At 48.4% G+C, this 16116-nt stretch carries 16 protein-coding genes; 7 read left to right on the forward strand and 9 right to left on the reverse strand.

Annotated features, from left to right (window positions below; translation table 11 throughout):
- Positions 1–4: 4 nt before the first annotated feature.
- From bepA to HH682_RS05400, 3 genes are all read right to left on the reverse strand, one after another.
- Positions 5–1492, reverse strand: a complete 1488-nt coding sequence (gene bepA, locus HH682_RS05390; RefSeq protein ID WP_214236579.1) for a beta-barrel assembly-enhancing protease — start codon at positions 1490–1492, stop codon at positions 5–7.
- The gene (gene bcp, locus HH682_RS05395) at positions 1492–1959 is read right to left on the reverse strand and encodes a thioredoxin-dependent thiol peroxidase (protein ID WP_214236580.1); all 468 of its coding nucleotides are present in this window, start codon (positions 1957–1959) and stop codon (positions 1492–1494) included. The genes bepA and bcp overlap by 1 nt, the downstream gene beginning before the upstream one ends.
- 158 nt (positions 1960–2117) lie before the next feature.
- Positions 2118–2666, reverse strand: coding sequence for an ACT domain-containing protein (locus tag HH682_RS05400; protein ID WP_214236581.1), 549 nt, complete (start codon positions 2664–2666; stop codon positions 2118–2120).
- Between the two features lie 142 nt (positions 2667–2808).
- Here HH682_RS05400 and dapA point away from each other — a divergent pair, with 142 nt between their 5' ends.
- From dapA to ypfH, 6 genes are all read left to right on the forward strand, one after another.
- Entirely contained in the window at positions 2809–3687 is an 879-nt protein-coding gene (dapA, locus tag HH682_RS05405; RefSeq protein ID WP_214236582.1) for a 4-hydroxy-tetrahydrodipicolinate synthase, read from the forward strand.
- Between the two features lie 14 nt (positions 3688–3701).
- Positions 3702–4733, forward strand: a complete 1032-nt coding sequence (gene bamC / locus HH682_RS05410) for an outer membrane protein assembly factor BamC (protein ID WP_214236583.1) — start codon at positions 3702–3704, stop codon at positions 4731–4733.
- A gap of 142 nt (positions 4734–4875) precedes the next feature.
- On the forward strand, positions 4876–5589 hold the full coding sequence (purC, locus tag HH682_RS05415) for a phosphoribosylaminoimidazolesuccinocarboxamide synthase (protein WP_214236584.1): 714 nt from the start codon (positions 4876–4878) through the stop codon (positions 5587–5589).
- Between the two features lie 144 nt (positions 5590–5733).
- Positions 5734–6606, forward strand: a complete 873-nt coding sequence (ypfJ, locus tag HH682_RS05420) for a KPN_02809 family neutral zinc metallopeptidase (protein ID WP_214236585.1) — start codon at positions 5734–5736, stop codon at positions 6604–6606.
- A 5-nt stretch (positions 6607–6611) separates the two neighbouring features.
- A complete protein-coding gene (locus HH682_RS05425; RefSeq protein WP_214236586.1) occupies positions 6612–8564 on the forward strand; it encodes a tRNA(Met) cytidine acetyltransferase TmcA in 1953 nt (650 codons plus the stop codon).
- Between the two features lie 34 nt (positions 8565–8598).
- Positions 8599–9303, forward strand: coding sequence for an esterase (ypfH, locus tag HH682_RS05430; protein WP_214236587.1), 705 nt, complete (start codon positions 8599–8601; stop codon positions 9301–9303).
- A gap of 42 nt (positions 9304–9345) precedes the next feature.
- Here ypfH and HH682_RS05435 read toward each other — a convergent pair whose 3' ends face one another.
- From HH682_RS05435 to HH682_RS05445, 3 genes are read right to left on the reverse strand one after another with little or no spacing between them, the layout of a single operon-like run.
- A complete protein-coding gene (locus HH682_RS05435) occupies positions 9346–9537 on the reverse strand; it encodes a YpfN family protein (protein WP_214236588.1) in 192 nt (63 codons plus the stop codon).
- Positions 9538–9547: 10 nt separating this feature from the next.
- On the reverse strand, positions 9548–10675 hold the full coding sequence (dapE, locus tag HH682_RS05440; RefSeq protein WP_214236589.1) for a succinyl-diaminopimelate desuccinylase: 1128 nt from the start codon (positions 10673–10675) through the stop codon (positions 9548–9550).
- 1 nt (position 10676) lies between these two features.
- Complete coding sequence (locus HH682_RS05445) at positions 10677–11057, reverse strand: ArsC family reductase (protein WP_214236590.1); 381 nt, start codon at positions 11055–11057, stop codon at positions 10677–10679.
- Between the two features lie 375 nt (positions 11058–11432).
- Here HH682_RS05445 and ansP point away from each other — a divergent pair, with 375 nt between their 5' ends.
- Entirely contained in the window at positions 11433–12902 is a 1470-nt protein-coding gene (ansP, locus tag HH682_RS05450) for an L-asparagine permease (protein WP_214236591.1), read from the forward strand.
- An 80-nt stretch (positions 12903–12982) separates the two neighbouring features.
- On the opposite strand, the gene ampH is transcribed toward ansP, so the two are convergent.
- The 3 genes from ampH to amiA form a co-directional block, all read right to left on the reverse strand.
- Entirely contained in the window at positions 12983–14134 is a 1152-nt protein-coding gene (gene ampH, locus HH682_RS05455) for a D-alanyl-D-alanine-carboxypeptidase/endopeptidase AmpH (protein WP_214236592.1), read from the reverse strand.
- Positions 14135–14267: 133 nt separating this feature from the next.
- A complete protein-coding gene (hemF, locus tag HH682_RS05460) occupies positions 14268–15176 on the reverse strand; it encodes an oxygen-dependent coproporphyrinogen oxidase (protein ID WP_214236593.1) in 909 nt (302 codons plus the stop codon).
- Between the two features lie 37 nt (positions 15177–15213).
- The gene (gene amiA / locus HH682_RS05465) at positions 15214–16077 is read right to left on the reverse strand and encodes an N-acetylmuramoyl-L-alanine amidase AmiA (protein ID WP_214236594.1); all 864 of its coding nucleotides are present in this window, start codon (positions 16075–16077) and stop codon (positions 15214–15216) included.
- Positions 16078–16116 lie beyond the last annotated feature (39 nt).

The following is a 16116-nucleotide window of genomic DNA, read 5'->3' on the forward strand; positions in this document are numbered from 1 at the left end:
AGTATTACCCTTTCTGATATTGCCTAAAGCGCTGCTGTAATAAGCGTAGTTGATCGATGCGCGCGTCGTAGCGTTGTTGCGCTAAGCTTCCAGTCTTCTCTTGAGCACTGGCATCGCTTAAGGCTCTAATCGCTTGATCAATTTGTCCATTTAGCGCTAAACCTTGGGCCTGAGCAAAACGCTGTTCGTTCGTCATACCCAGATCGCCCGTGGCTTTTATCATTAGATCCCAACCGATGGGGTCATCTGGATAATCCCAGGTGTAGCGATTTAGCATCTTTAACGCTTCTGCGGGACGTTTCGCTTCGATGTAGGCATTGGTTAAATTTACTCTAACCACAGGACTAGACAGGTATCCAGGCGTGCCAGTTAGTAAACTAATGGCTTGATTCGGTTGTTTGAGGCCAATATCAATATCGGTCGCTAAATCGAGGAACCAAGGGTTAGCCGGTTGCTGGCTGAGTAACTGAGTGACTAAGCGATGTGCATTATCAAAACTTTTGGCTTGCATAAACATCACCGCACGACCATAAGTGGCGGCTAATTTCTCGCGATTATTGCCTTTTTCGTATTGATTTAATAAATCATCTAATGACCTGCTCTCCTGTTCTGAAGCGTACATAGCGAGGATCCTCACTTTCGCAAAGTAGAACTCTTGAGAAGATTGCAGTATTGGGTGCGGCATTTGGCTGGCGCGATTTCGTGCATCAGCCAGTCGGCTATCAGGCAGCGGGTGCGTTAATAATATCTCGGGAGGTGTGGTTGAATAGCGCGTTTGATCGGCCAGTTTCTGAAGGAAATCTGGCATAGCTTGTGGATCGAAGCCAGCACGCTGTAAAACCTGTAAGCCAATACGATCGGCTTCCCGTTCATTTTCTTGGGTAAAACTGATCATACCCTGCTGTGTACCGGCGAGGGTACCGGTCAACGCCGCCATACCGACCTGTGGGTTAGCCATGGCCAACAGAATCGAGCCTAAAGCGCCTACCCAGGTTAACGGAGCATTAGTTTTTTGATCGGCCATCGCCCGGGCCAGATGCCGTTGCGTGACGTGCGAAATTTCATGAGCCATCACCGAGGCTAATTGACTTTCGTTATCGGTGTAGCGAAATAGGGCTGAGTGTAACACCACATTGCCGCCAAAGAAGGCAAAGGCATTTAGCTCATCATTTTGAATAAGAAAAAAATGGAAAGGGGTCTTTACTGACCAGGCATGAGCCACTAATCGCTGGCCTAATCCATTGATATATTGGGTAAGCAGTGGATCATCAATTAACGGGGCACTGCCGCGTAATTGACGGACGTAAAAGTCGCCCATTTGCAATTCTTGATTAATGGACAGAGTTTCGCCGGCAGTAGTCCCCATATCGGGTAAGGTATCGGTGACATCCGCAAAAGCGATACTGTTCCAGCCGAGTGACGCTGCGATCACTATTGTGACTAGCCTCTTATTGATTAAAGCCACCGTGCCCCCTCGCTGGAACAACGTCATTAATGCGTTTGTACGTAGTCTAAAACGATATCATGGTGATTAGAGGTTTTGAAATTATCAAATACCTTTTCGACCTGTCCTTTACCATCGATCAAGAAGCTTACGCGGTGAATACCGTCGTAAGTTTTTCCCATGAATTTTTTTTCTCCCCAGACACCAAAGGCTTCACACACCGCGTGATCTTCGTCAGAAAGTAGGGTGAAGTTCAGCAATTCTTTCTCGGCAAAGCGCGACAGTTTTTCTGGCTTATCCGTGCTAATGCCCAATACCTGCACCCCAGCACTTTTTAATGATGACATGTTGTCACGCAGGCCACAGGCTTGCACGGTACAACCCGGTGTCATTGCCTTAGGATAAAAGTAGACGAGAACACGCTCTCCACTGAAGTCAGATAAACTCACCTCTTCGCCATCTTGGTCGAGTAAAGTAAATTGCGGCGCAGCATCGCCTACAGTTAAAAGGGCCATACGTTATCTCCAATTATTTTTTGCCTAATACTGATGTTAGCGATCAGTTTCTATTCCAACATAGATTACGGCGGAAAACTGTTTTTTCAATCGTAAGGATAGAGCCTAATTTTATTTGCTTTCAAGTTAATTATACGTGTCATAGAAGAATGGTGGACTTATAACCGTTCGGTCTCTTGTCGACCATCGGCTTGCAGTGTGCCCTGTGCCGATAATTCAACGCAAAGATGCTGAAAATTTTTCTCCAAATCGGCTAAGTCTTTAGCAGAACTGCCATAGGCATGAATCCGAATCGATAACATTGCGGGTGTTCCTGGCTGGGCGCGTGTCATTAACTCAGCAATATGCATACGATGATGCGTGAGTAGCGCGGTGAACCGTTCAATAATGCGTGGCGAGTCCGGCACTTCAACCGCCAATGAGAACCCTTCATGACGGACAGGTGTTGAACCAGTAGGTGTGCGCTTCATCACAATTAAAAGTTCAAGCTCAGCGCCTTTTATCGGCAGGGTCGATTCAATCATATTGATCGCGTTAGCAGACCCCGAAAGCAGCATCACAAAAGTGAATTCCCCGCCCAGTAATGCCAGTCGGCTATCTTCGATGTTACACCCACACTGGCTAACGTGTCGGGTGATAGTATTGACGATTCCCGCACGGTCGCTGCCGAGCGCAGTAATCACTAAATGCACAGGTGAGGATGACAATGTGATGTTTCCCAGTGTTTTACTAATTATCTTAAGGTAAACATAAAAAAAACTGCTGACAAGCGGTTGAGTGCATTCACTGTCTTGCTTTTAGTATGATTGACACCTTACCATGAAGACCTTGGGAAATGAGGGGATAGCTATGTTTACCGGAAGTATTGTTGCACTCGTCACACCGATGGACGAAAACGGGCAAGTTTGTGAGAGCAGCCTTAAAAAATTAATTGATTACCACATTGACAGTGGCACTTCTGCAATCGTTGCCGTTGGCACGACAGGTGAATCGGCAACCTTAACCCACGACGAGCACATTGATGTTGTCTTGCGTACCGTCGAATTAGCTGCCGGACGTATCCCAGTCATTGCTGGAACCGGTACGAATGCTACTGCTGAAGGTATTGCTCTGACACAGCGTTTAGATAAAAGTGGCGTGGTTGGCTGTTTAAGCGTTGTGCCTTATTATAATCGCCCGACACAAGAGGGAATGTTCCAGCATTTTAAAGCGATTGCAGAGAGTACCGATTTACCGCAATTACTTTATAATGTGCCCGGACGGACAGGCTGTGATATGTTGCCAGAAACCGTCGCGCGTCTCGCCGAAATAAAAAATATTATCGGAATTAAAGAGGCGACAGGGAACTTATCCCGCGTTAGTCAGATCCAAGCGTTGACCAAAGAAGATTTTATTTTACTTAGTGGTGATGATGAAACAGCGTTAGACTTTATGCAGTTGGGGGGGGAGGGCGTTATTTCAGTAACCTCGAATGTGGCAGCCCGTGAAATGGCACAGCTTTGTGCACTGGCCGCCGCAGGACAATTTACTGAGGCTCGTGCCTTAAACCAGCGACTCATGGCGCTTCATCAGCACTTATTTTATGAACCAAATCCTATCCCAGTGAAATGGGTGGCTAAACAGCTGGGATTGATCGCAAATGATACCTTGCGTCTGCCTATGACACCTTTATCGGCGGCTTCAGAACCGGTACTGTTACAGGCAATTCGTGATGCAGGACTGCGATAAGTTAGGGAGATTTAATGGCTTACTCAGTTAAACATTCGGCGGTAGTAAAAGTTGCTGGATTATCCGTTGCAATGTTATTAGCGGGTTGTTCGCATGATCAACACTACAAGCGCGAAGTCAACGGCAATGAAGAGTACCTCGATGCGCCAGCACTGAGCCAAATGAACGTTCCTCAAGGAATGATTCTGCCGCTCGAATCCGCAAACTATGCCGTCCCGCAAGGACGTGCGCAAGGAGCAGTCGGTAAGCAATTAGATATTCGCCCACCTGTACAGGCACTGTCTTTGCTTAATGGTAGCCGTGCGCAGTTCCAAGGCACCACCGGACTGCTTCAGATTGCTAACACAGGATCGTCATTATGGGGACAAACCGTCGCTGCCTTACAGGCGAATAAGTTTGCTATTGCGCAACAAGATGACGCACGTCAGCAACTAACCACAGATTGGATTTCTTGGAATCGCCAAGATGAAGATCATCAATATCGCGGTCGTTACCAAGTGGCTGTTGTAGCGCAAGGGTATGAGCAGACCTTAATGGTTAAACCTATTGCCTTAGAACAAAAAGGCCAAGCGGTGACCAGTAACACGGAAATTCAGCGTTATACCGCTCAGCTGCTTAATGATATCTCGGCTCAGCTGAATACCGCAGAAACCGATCGTCAAAATACGGCAGTAGTAAATCGCACTGGCACCGTTGACGTGCAGAGCGGTGCTGATGATACAGGTCTTCCAAACTTAATCGTGCGTGCACCTTTTGATGTGACGTGGCAGCGCCTACCTAAAGCTTTACCGCTTGCAGGGATGACGGTTTCTGACAGTAACCGTGCAGACGGTAGCTTGCAGTTGAGTTACAGTAATCTGAGCAGCAGCCAATGGGCGGCACTCGGTGCAAAAGATCCTGAATTAGCAGAAGGTAAATATAAACTGCAAGTCGGTGATCTTGATAACCGTAGTAGTCTACAGTTTATTGATCCTAAGGGTCATATCCTGACGCAATCGCAAAATGATGCGCTGGTCGCTGTCTTACAAGCCGCGTTAAATAAATAAATTATTCACAGGCCGGAAATTTCCGGCCTTTTTTATTTTATTTTGGCATAATAGCACCCAGCTAGGTAAACGATTGCGTAGTGGTTAATTCTGACGCTATGCAGAGTAATTTTCAGAGTCGACGATGAGTGGAGTTAACAAGATGCAAAAGCAAGCTGAGCTGTATCGCGGAAAAGCAAAAACAGTGTATAGCACCGAGAACCCGGACCTGCTAATTCTGGAATTCCGTAATGATACATCAGCCGGAGACGGAGCGCGTATTGAGCAGTTTGACCGCAAAGGAATGGTCAATAATAAATTTAACCATTTCATCATGGAAAAATTGGCACAAGCTGGCATCCCAACGCAAATGGAAGCGTTGTTATCAGACACTGAAGCCCTGGTGAAAAAACTCGATATGGTGCCTGTTGAATGTGTTGTCCGTAACCGTGCAGCGGGCTCGCTCGTGAAGCGCTTAGGGGTTGAGGAGGGGATGGTATTACATCCGCCGCTATTCGACCTCTTTCTAAAAGATGATGCCCATCATGATCCGATGATCAATGAATCTTATTGCGTCACCTTTGGCTGGGTGAGTAGCGAACATCTTGCGCGGATGCGTGAATTAACCCTTAAAGCGAATCAGGTTCTCAGCGCTTTATTTGACCAAGCTGGCCTTATTCTCGTCGATTTCAAGCTTGAGTTTGGACTCTTCAATGGCGAAGTGGTGCTGGGGGATGAGTTTTCTCCAGACGGCGCACGCCTGTGGGACAAAGAAACATTAGATAAAATGGATAAAGACCGCTTTCGCCAAAGTCTGGGGGGGGTTGTTGAAGCCTATGAAATGGTTGCTCAGCGTCTTGGTGTAACCTTAGATTAATGACTTATTGCACTCGCTAACTTATAGCGAGTGCTGTCTTACCCATTCGTTATCCTGCAGCAACTTTAGTTTTTCTACTGGTTATCTCCGCGTACTGCGATTACTATTTATCATTATACGATAATCGAGATGGAGAGGTGTGCTATGCGTTGGCAAGGACGTAGAGAGAGTGACAATGTTGAAGACCGTCGTGGCGATAGTTCAACGCCGACTGGCGGTGGATCAGGTTTTCGCATTCCAGCAGGTAAGGGCGGGATTGTACTCTTAATCGTGGTTGTGGTAGCAGGCTACTATGGTTACGACTTAACACCCCTCCTCGGTGGTGGTGGCGGGCAAAGCACCTCTGTGAGCCAGTCGCACACGCCCGCACCACAAAGTAGTGATGATGCGCAAGCTGCTAAATTCACCTCAGTGATCCTCGCTTCGACCGAGGATACATGGAGCGAAATTTTTCAAAAAATGGGTAAGCAATACCAAGCCCCGAAATTAGTGATGTACCGTAACGCTACCCGAACTGGCTGCGGAACGGGTCAATCAGTAATGGGGCCTTTCTACTGTCCCGCCGATAAAACAGTCTATATCGATCTCTCTTTCTATGATGAGATGAAGAACAAGCTGGGTGCGGACGGAGATTTTGCACAAGGTTATGTGGTCGCCCACGAAGTCGGCCACCACGTTCAAAATCTTCTCGGGATTGAAAGCAAGGTTCGTCAACAAATGCAGCAAGGCTCGCAGAGCGATGCTAACCACCTCTCAGTTAAGTTAGAACTTCAAGCAGACTGCTTTGCTGGGGTATGGGGCCATTACATGCAGCAAAAAGAGGTGCTTGAAACGGGCGATCTACAAGAAGCGTTAAACGCTGCACAAGCGATTGGTGATGACAAGCTACAACAGCAAAGCCAAGGACGTGTTGTGCCAGACAGCTTTACTCATGGAACATCGCAGCAACGTTACAGTTGGTTTAAACGTGGATTTGACAGTGGCGAACCGGGCCAATGTAATACTTTCGCAGGATAGTTAACGTGCAGTCTGCGTTTATCGCTGAACAAATGCGTCGCAAGGGGTTGCGGCGCATTTGTGTTATAAGCGGTTCAGAGCCGTTTCGCGACAGGGCGACTCTACAGTGGCAATCGGCGTATCCTGGTGACTGGCTACGCGTTGCGACAGCGGCCACAGGCCATGCTGACGAGTATCTCGCCCTGCGTGCGCAGCAGTTTCTCGGTCAGGAATGGCTGCATGCCATTTACGATGCGTCGCAAGGTCTTCATCTAGAGACGCTCGCGGCGCTGGCGGGCACCTTAGTGGCAGGCAGTTGGCTTGTTCTACTGTTACCTCAATCCTCTGCACAACAGCCGCTGATCGACGTCGATAGCCTGCGTTGGGCCGAGTGCGAACACCCGATTGCAACACCGATCTTTTATCGCCATCTTTGGCGTCAACTACTCAGCGATACTTCCCATCTCATCTGGCGTGAGGGCGAGCCAGCACCATACGACTCACCGTTAACGATGCCCGATTGGACGCCGCAAGGTGGGCAATCGCAACAAGCGATTATTGATGAGTTACGACGGTTACCCGCTGGCAACTACAGTGTGACGGCCCCACGGGGCCGCGGAAAATCCGCCTTAGGGGGGATGTTAGCCGCCTTAGAACCTCCTTGCCTGATCACGGGACCTGCAAAAGTGGCGACTGCTGTGATGGCGCGTCATGCGGGAGAGCACTACCATTTTCAGGCGCCTGACGCCATCTTAGCGGCAGAAGATACAGGAACGTGGCAGTGGCTGATTATCGATGAAGCGGCATCGCTACCGACCCCCCAGCTACAAGCCTTGATCGCCCGCTTTCCTCGGTGTTTATTACTGACAACGACGGAAGGGTACGAAGGTACCGGACAGGGTTTTTTATTGAAGTTTGGTACATCGGGAGCGATGACGAAGCATTATACATTGACGACCCCACAGCGCTATTCGGCTCGCGATCCACTGGAAAGCTTTATCGAACGATTATTGGTGTTACGCGATCTTCCCGCATCGGTTGCGAAACAATCCCCCGAGCTGTGCCTACGCGTGTATCAGCCAGAAGATTGGCAGCAGCACCCTATGTTAGCTACTGCGACATTTCAACTGTTACAATCCGCGCACTATCGCACGACCCCTATTGATTTACGCCGTATGATGGATGCTCCACAGTGCGGTTACTGGCAAATGGTCGACGATGAGTGCTGTTATGGCGCGTTGGGGTGGGTAGATGAAGGCGAGCAATCCGTCGAACTTGCCCAGGCAGTGTGGCGTGGTGAAAGACGCCCTCGGGGTAACCTAGTGGCTCAGTCATTAGCCGCCCATAGCCGATTTCCGCAAGCAATGGTATTGGCTAGCCGACGTATTAGCCGTATTGCGGTGAGTGAGTCGCTGCGCCGTGAAGGGGTTGGTCGGCGCCTGGTCAACGCCTTATTGCAAAACAGCCAAGATAAGGATTTTATTTCTGTCAGCTTTGGTTATACGCCAGAACTGTGGCAATTTTGGCAGCGTTGTGGTTTTCAGCTGGTGAGAATGGGGACTCAACGTGAAGCGAGCAGTGGATGTTATGCTGCAATGGCGATCGCTCCGCTTACCGAGGCAGGCCAGCAGTTATGTGCACAGGCCGTGGCCCATTTTCAGCGAGACTGGCCGATCCAGCAAGCGCGTTACTCGCCAGAGCTCTCGCTAAGTGAACAATCCAGTGTAGATCCCTTATTTTCTCCAGACGATTATCAGGAACTGGTTGGGTTCGCGCAAGCACATCGCCCGTTAAGTGTAAGTTTTCCTGCACTCTGGCGGGCGCGGCAATGCTATCCCCACTTACTGTGTGGGCAATCTTTACAGCATTGTTTACACTCTCCACAGCTTCCCGCTGGCTGGAGTCGTAAACAGTGGCTGGTACAATTACGCCGTGAAACGGCAGCATTTTTAACACTTTTACCTGAGTGGTCACCTTAAATGACTCAGGTTTACCGGTAGTGAGAGGTTATTTATGGCACATATCGATTATGTAATGGTTCAACAAGGAAGCGGACCCCAACCACAACTTTTTGTGTTATTCCATCGAAGCGGTGATGACCCCCGTTCTATGGCTGAAATTGGTCAATGGTTTGCCAAAGATTTTCCTGCCGCCTTTGTGGTGTCAGTAGGGGCGCCGATTCCACTGGCACAGGGAGGCAGTGCTTGGTTTATTGATGAAGAACCTGCGGCTTCGACCACAAAGACACAACAGAAAATCGATCAAATTATGCCGTTGTTTACGCAAACGATCCGTGAATGCCAAAAACAGTGTGGAGTTAGCCCAGAGGCCACGGCATTAATTGGATTTTCGCAAGGCAGCATGATGATCCTCGAAGCGCTGAAAACTGATGAATTACTGGCAGGGCGTGCCATTATTTTTAGTGGCCGCTATAACAGCGCCCCGGAAGTGGCCTCCCTGAACACGACCATTCACCTGATCCATGGTGATGATGACGAGCAGATCCCATTAATTCATGCGGTGAATGCCGAGCAGTGGCTAAATGAAGCGGGGGGAGATGTAACGCTTGATATCATCGATGAATTACCCCATGCCATTGATGAGCAGGGCATTGCAATCGCGTTAAAGCATTTAAAAGAGACCATCCCACAGCGTTATTTTGATCAAGTCTCGCAAGGGGAAGCGCCAGATAACGACGATGTGATCCCAATGATCTAACGAAAATGGACTGCGGTTATTCCGCAGCCCAACGATGATGGCCTATTTTTTCTTCGGCCAATCATCCTCTTCGTCATCCCACTTATCGTTAAAATCACGATGAGGCGGTAATTTGGGTTTGTTATCTAAGTATTTTTTGACATCAACGCGTTTTAAATCCTTATACACATTGACCAATAATCCTACCATAAACAGGATGATTAATATCCACCAATGCTCTTTTACCCATTCCATATACGGCTCCTTAGGTCAGCAGTAACTGCATAATCCGTTGATACATTCGGCTTAGTGTTTGTAGATCCGCCGCACTAACACATTCATTAATTTTATGAATAGTGGCATTGACCGGTCCTAACTCAACCACTTGAGTTCCCATTCTGGCAATAAAACGTCCATCAGAGGTTCCCCCATTGGTGAGTAACTCTGGTTTAATTTCATTATAGTGCTGAACCGCGTCGATAACAGCATCAACGAGAGCGCCTTTTGGGGTAAGGAAGGGTTGACCGGATAAATTCCACTCCAAGGTGTAGCGAAGTTGGTGGCGATCAAGCAGGCTGGCGACGGCTTCGCGAATTTGCTGGTCGGTTAATTCGGTACTAAAACGGAAATTGAATTGCACGAATAAGTCGCCCGGGATCACGTTATTACTACCCGTACCGGCCTGAATATTGGCGATTTGCATACTGGTCGGCGGGAAAAATTCATTTCCTTGATCCCATTCAGTTGCCGCTAATTCCTGTAGTGCAGGGAGCGCACGATGAACAGGGTTATCCGCAAGGTGAGGATACGCGACATGTCCTTGTACGCCATGCACGATCAAGTTCGCGGTGATCGACCCACGGCGGCCGTTTTTGACGACATCGCCGACGCGCTCAGTACTTGAGGGTTCACCCACTAAGCAGTACTCCACGCGCTCTTGTCGTGCCATCAATTGCTCAACGACTTTAACCGTACCATTGATACCACTTGCCTCTTCGTCGGAGGTGATCAAAAAGGCGAGCCGTCCCGTATGGTGAGGATGTTGCTCAACGAAGCGTTCAGCCGCCACCACCATGGCGGCTAAGGAGCCTTTCATATCGGCCGCACCGCGGCCAAAAAGTAGGCCATCACGGATAGCGGGTTCGAAAGGAGGGTTAATCCAGTGGCGTTCATCGCCCACGGGTACGACGTCGGTATGACCCGCAAAAGCTAGAGTTTGGCCTTGACCACGGGTAGCCCAGAAATTCTGGGTGTCGCCAAAATTCATGGGTTCGATATGAAAGCCAATCGCTTTAAGTCGAGAAATCAATAACGTTTGGCAGCCCGCATCGTCGGGGCTTAATGACGGGAAGCGAATAAGTTGTTGGGCAAGCTCGATAACCGGGCAAAACATATTAGTGATCTCCTTGGATAAAGGTTGACCACACGGCGGTATCAAAACCCACCAACATCTCTCCATCAGCCCTTACTAGCACAGGGCGTTTAATGACAGCAGGGTGCTCAAGCATGATCTGACGGGCCGCCGCCGGGTCGCTAGCACTCTGCTTTTGCTCGTCAGAGAGCGTACGCCAAGTGGTGCCACGCGTGTTAAGCAATGCCTTGGTGCCTAGACCTTGGATCAGTTGATCCAGCAAGGTTTCGTCTAGGCCCTGTTGGCGGAAATCATGGTAAGTGGTAACGATATGATTTTCAGAGAGGTATTTGCGTGCTTTTCTTACAGTGTCACAGGTTTTAATGCCATAGAGGGTAAGGGTCGGCGCGGTTACTTGAGTCATGAGACAGTACTACCTAATTATTAAGTCAAAAGATCACGGTTAATCAAGGATAATGCCGGATTTAGCCAGCATTATCTACCCTTCTGCAAGGTTGATAACAATTATCGCTGGGGGTTTTGACGCCAGTAGGTGAACTGTGAACAATATCATGAATTTATATAATCCTTCTTCGAAATAAAAAGAGTTATATATCAATGTGATAATCCTTATTTTAGGGAAAAAGGCAAACGTTAACGTAGATTAATTCTTTACAGGGCTTTACCAATTCAATGACTTACAGGTAGGATTCATCACCCTCTAGATAAATTCGCCAATTTTTACCTGTGCTAATGCGCTAGAGGGGATTTGCTGTAGAAGTGGACAAACAGGAAACCTATGAAAAATACAAAAAAAACAGCGGCTGATTTACAGCACGCCAGACGTAAGTGGTTAAACTCCCATGACTCCGGATATCGTAAGGAGATGGGAAACCGTCAAGTACAGATGATAGCAATTGGCGGAGCTATTGGTACCGGGCTTTTTCTCGGCGCAGGGGCTCGTTTACAACTCGCAGGTCCAGCCCTAGCCTTAGTCTATTTGGTCTGTGGCATCTTCTCATTTTTTATCTTACGTGCATTGGGAGAGCTCGTTCTGCATCGTCCTTCAAGCGGCAGTTTCGTTTCCTACGCGCGTGAATTTATGGGTGAGAAAGCTTCTTATGTCGCAGGCTGGATGTACTTCGTAAACTGGGCGATGACTGGCATCGTGGATATCACCGCCGTCGCGCTCTATATGCACTATTGGGGAGCCTTTGGCGATATCCCACAATGGGTGATTGCATTAGGGGCGCTAGCGATTGTGGGTACCATGAATATGGTCGGGGTCAAATGGTTTGCGGAGATGGAGTTTTGGTTCTCGTTAATCAAGGTTTTGGCTATCGTAATCTTCTTAGTGGTTGGAGTGGTATTCTTAGGAAGCGGTAAAGCACTTGACGGTAGCACGACAGGTTTTCATTTAATCTCAGATAACGGAGGCTTTTTCCCACATGGGATAATGGCTGCCTTTGTTTTGGTGCAAGGGGTGGTGTTCGCCTTTGCCTCAATAGAGTTAGTGGGTACCGCAGCAGGGGAATGTAAAAATCCTAAAATCATGGTCCCCAAAGCGATTAATAGCGTGATCTGGCGAATTGGTCTGTTCTATGTCGGATCAGTAGTGTTACTCGTTCTGTTACTTCCTTGGAATGCTTATCAAGCGGGTCAAAGTCCTTTCGTGACCTTCTTTAGTAAACTAGGTGTACCGTATATCGGAAGTATCATGAATATCGTCGTATTGACGGCGGCATTATCGAGCCTCAACTCTGGACTGTACTCCACCGGACGGATCTTGCGTTCAATGTCGATGGGCGGTTCAGCACCACGCTTTATGTCGAAAATGAGTCGCCAGCAGGTGCCTTATGCCGGGATTTTAGCCACGATTGTGATCTATATCTTTGGGGTGGTACTGAACTATTATGTCCCAAGCCAAGTATTCGAAATCGTTCTAAACTTTGCATCCTTAGGGATTATCTGCTCGTGGGCGTTTATCGTGCTGTGCCAACTTCGTTTACGTAAAGCGATTCGTGAAGGTAAAGCTGAAGATGTCTCCTTCAAGCTACCGGGCGCTCCTTTTACATCCTGGTTAACCTTGTTGTTCTTAGCCAGTGTGTTGGTGCTAATGGCATTTGATTATCCTAACGGAACCTACACTATTGCCTCAGTACCACTGATTATTATTCTGTTGATCATTGGCTGGTTTGGTGTGCGTAAGCGAGTTCACGAAGTCTCGTTACGTGAGCAGCAGCATATGTCAGCGCATCACGAAGAATAGTGGTGAGAGGGGATGATCCCTTGCCAGTAAGAGAAGTTGAACGGTGTCGTCTTGTACGACACCGTTTTTTTTACGTAAGATTAGCGGTTATTGACTAAGGCCGTGACTAACTGGTTAGCACCTTGGCTCATCGGGGTGAAATGGCTACCTGGTGCACGGGCAACAGCAATAAAGACACCGACATTACTGCGTGGATCCATAACAATATAGGTCATGAACCCACCCCCACCCCCGGTTTTTTCAACCAGAGCTGGCTGGCTTCCTACCGCATTCATATGCACCCAGCCTAGCCCTAGCCCACTAGCAGGGCCTGCGACATCCATACCATTCATTCGTACTAGCTGGCTACGCGGATAAACGACGCGCTGCAAAGTGCTGGCCAGCGGCGAGCGAGGTTTGATTGAACTGGAAAGAAATTGTTGCATCCAGCGTTCCATATCATCCGCGGTCGAATACAGTCCACCACTACCGATCGCGGCGAGTGTATTGTTACAAGGGCTTGCGTGGTCGCGCGGAATAATTAGCCGCCGACACTGATCAGGAGAGGGGGTAAAGGTTGTATCTTTCATACCCAGTGGGCGTGTAATCAACGATTGCACTAACTGCGGATAGGGCTTGCCACTGGCGCGCGATAGCGCATCGGCCAAATAATCGAATCCTAAATTTGAATAGGCCGCGACTGTACCGGGGATCGATTTCAATTTGGCATGCTGTAGCCACTGCCAGCGTGTTGATTTTTCTGGCCAGACAAAGACAGGGCGATTTGCACGTCCGCCCGGCATTTCGCGAGGAAGCCCCGCAGTGTGTGTGGCAAGATTTTGTAACTTAATGGTGTAGCCCCGAAAAGACGGTACTGTCATGCCTTTAGGCGAATATTTGCTCAAGGGATCTGAAAGCTTCACGGCTCCCTGTTGGTCTAATTTGACTAAGGTTTCACTGGTAAAGAGTTTACTGATAGACGCTAGACGAAAGAGGCTCTCTTTCGTCGGGCGAACACCGCTTCCCCGGCGTGTTTCTCCTGCACTGGTAAAGTAGTGCTGGTTCCCATCAATGACCACCATCGTCATACTGGCGGCAGCGGTTTGTTGATAAATCTGTTGTGCATAGCGCTGTACGATATCGGCGCTAACTTGCGGAGCCACTCTCGGGGCAGCAAAGCTGGTACTGGTTGCAGAGATAAGGAGCGTCGCAACGAGGGGTAAAGTCAGTTTTTTCAAGGGAGAGAGATCCATACACATGGGCAAAAAGTAATTGATGATAATAGCTGTTTTACACTGCGCTTATTAGAAAAAGGATGAATTATTATGTTTCTTTTTATAAGCAACGATGTGATTTGACTCGGTATGTTACGCCGAGTCATCAACATTATAGCCAGTCACGAACCGTCAAAAATTGTTCGGTAAGTTGCGCTTCAGGTGTACCGGCGGGTGCGTGATAATCATATTCGAAGCGGACAAGAGGAGGCATCGACATCAATATCGACTCAGTACGGCCACCACTCTGAATACCGAATAAGGTGCCCCGATCCCATAACAGATTGAATTCAACATAGCGTCCACGTCGATACAGCTGGAATTGCCGCTCTCTCTCACCGTATGGTGTAGCGTGACGTCGCTCAACAATTGGCAGATAAGCATCTAAAAAGCCTAATCCGACTGCCTGAGTGAAAGCAAAACAGTGTTCGAAGTTTGGGGTATTGAGATCATCAAAAAACAATCCGCCGATACCACGTTGCTCGTTACGATGACGTAAGGTGAAGTACTCGTCACACCATTTTTTATAGCGTGGATAGACCTCTTCTCCGAATGGACGGCACAATGCTTCAGCAGTTTTATGCCAATGTTGGGCGTCTTGTTCAAATCCGTAAAATGGCGTTAAATCAAAGCCGCCGCCAAACCACCAAACAGGTTCTGCTCCGGGTTTTTCAGCGATAAAAAAACGGACATTGGCATGGCTGGTCGGCACATAGGGGTTATTAGGGTGTATCACTAATGACACGCCCATCGCTTGAAAGCTACGTCCTGCCAGTTCAGGGCGATGGGCGGTAGCTGAGGCCGGCATTTCGCTACCATGGACGTGGGAAAAATTAACACCAGCTTGCTCGAAAACCTTGCCTTGCCTCAAGACGCGTGTGCGACCGCCGCCGCCAGCTTCTCGAATCCAGTCATCTTCAAGGAAAGAGGCTTGACCATCGAGTTCGGTCAATTGTTGACAAAGGGTGTCCTGCAAGGACAGGAAGAACTGCTTTACTTTCTCGATTGTTTGCGTACTCATGATCTATTTCTACAACCTTCGTTGAACATTAAGTGAATCAACTGACTCGGCGGCTACGACGTTGTTGTTCATTATAAAAATTGACGATACCACCAGAAATCGCCCCAGCAATTTTTTTACGAAAAGCGGTGGTACCTAGCAGTCGTTCCTCACCTGGATTAGTAATAAACGAGGTTTCTACTAGTACAGAGGGGATAGAGGGGGACTTTAATACTGCAAAGGCTGCTTGCTCAGTATGTTGGCTGTGTAGATGGTGCACCGGACGAATGGTGTCTAAGACGTGTTTACCCAGTGTCAGGCTATTTTTAATAGTATCGGTTTGGACTAAGTCGAATAAAATTTGCTGTAGATATTGGTCTTTTTGCTGAACTTTTAGACCACCTACCGCATCGGCAGCATTCTCACGATCTGAAAGGTAGCGAGCCATCGCGCTGCTTGCACCGCGGTTAGATAAGGCAAACACTGATGCCCCACGCGCTGTCGGATCGGTATAGCCGTCGGCATGTATTGACATAAAGAGTGACGCTCCATGCTGAGAAGCGATTTCGACACGTTGATAAAGTGGAATAAAGTGATCACTGTCACGAGTTAACCGTGCTTCGATATGCGGGTGGCTGCTTAATAATTGACGTACCGTGTTGGCAATTTCCAGCACGACATGCTTTTCCATCGAGCCTTCTTCACCGACTGCACCAGAGTCGATGCCCCCGTGGCCGGGATCGAGCATTACAATAAATTTACCCGAATGACTCTTTTTTGCTGCCGAATGATGTTGACGAGACACCGAAATCCGCGACTCTTCGGCCAATACTGCACGCGGTGACAGCACCGCCAGCGCGAGACCAGAAAAGAGTAATTGGCGGCGATTGACTAATTGTTTCAGAGAGGCCAATTTTTTCATTAGATTCAGATCCGTGAAGAGTTAATGAGAATTACTATT

It is taken from the genome of Rosenbergiella gaditana (assembly GCF_018494065.1).
Classification (GTDB): Bacteria; Pseudomonadota; Gammaproteobacteria; order Enterobacterales; family Enterobacteriaceae; genus Rosenbergiella; species Rosenbergiella gaditana.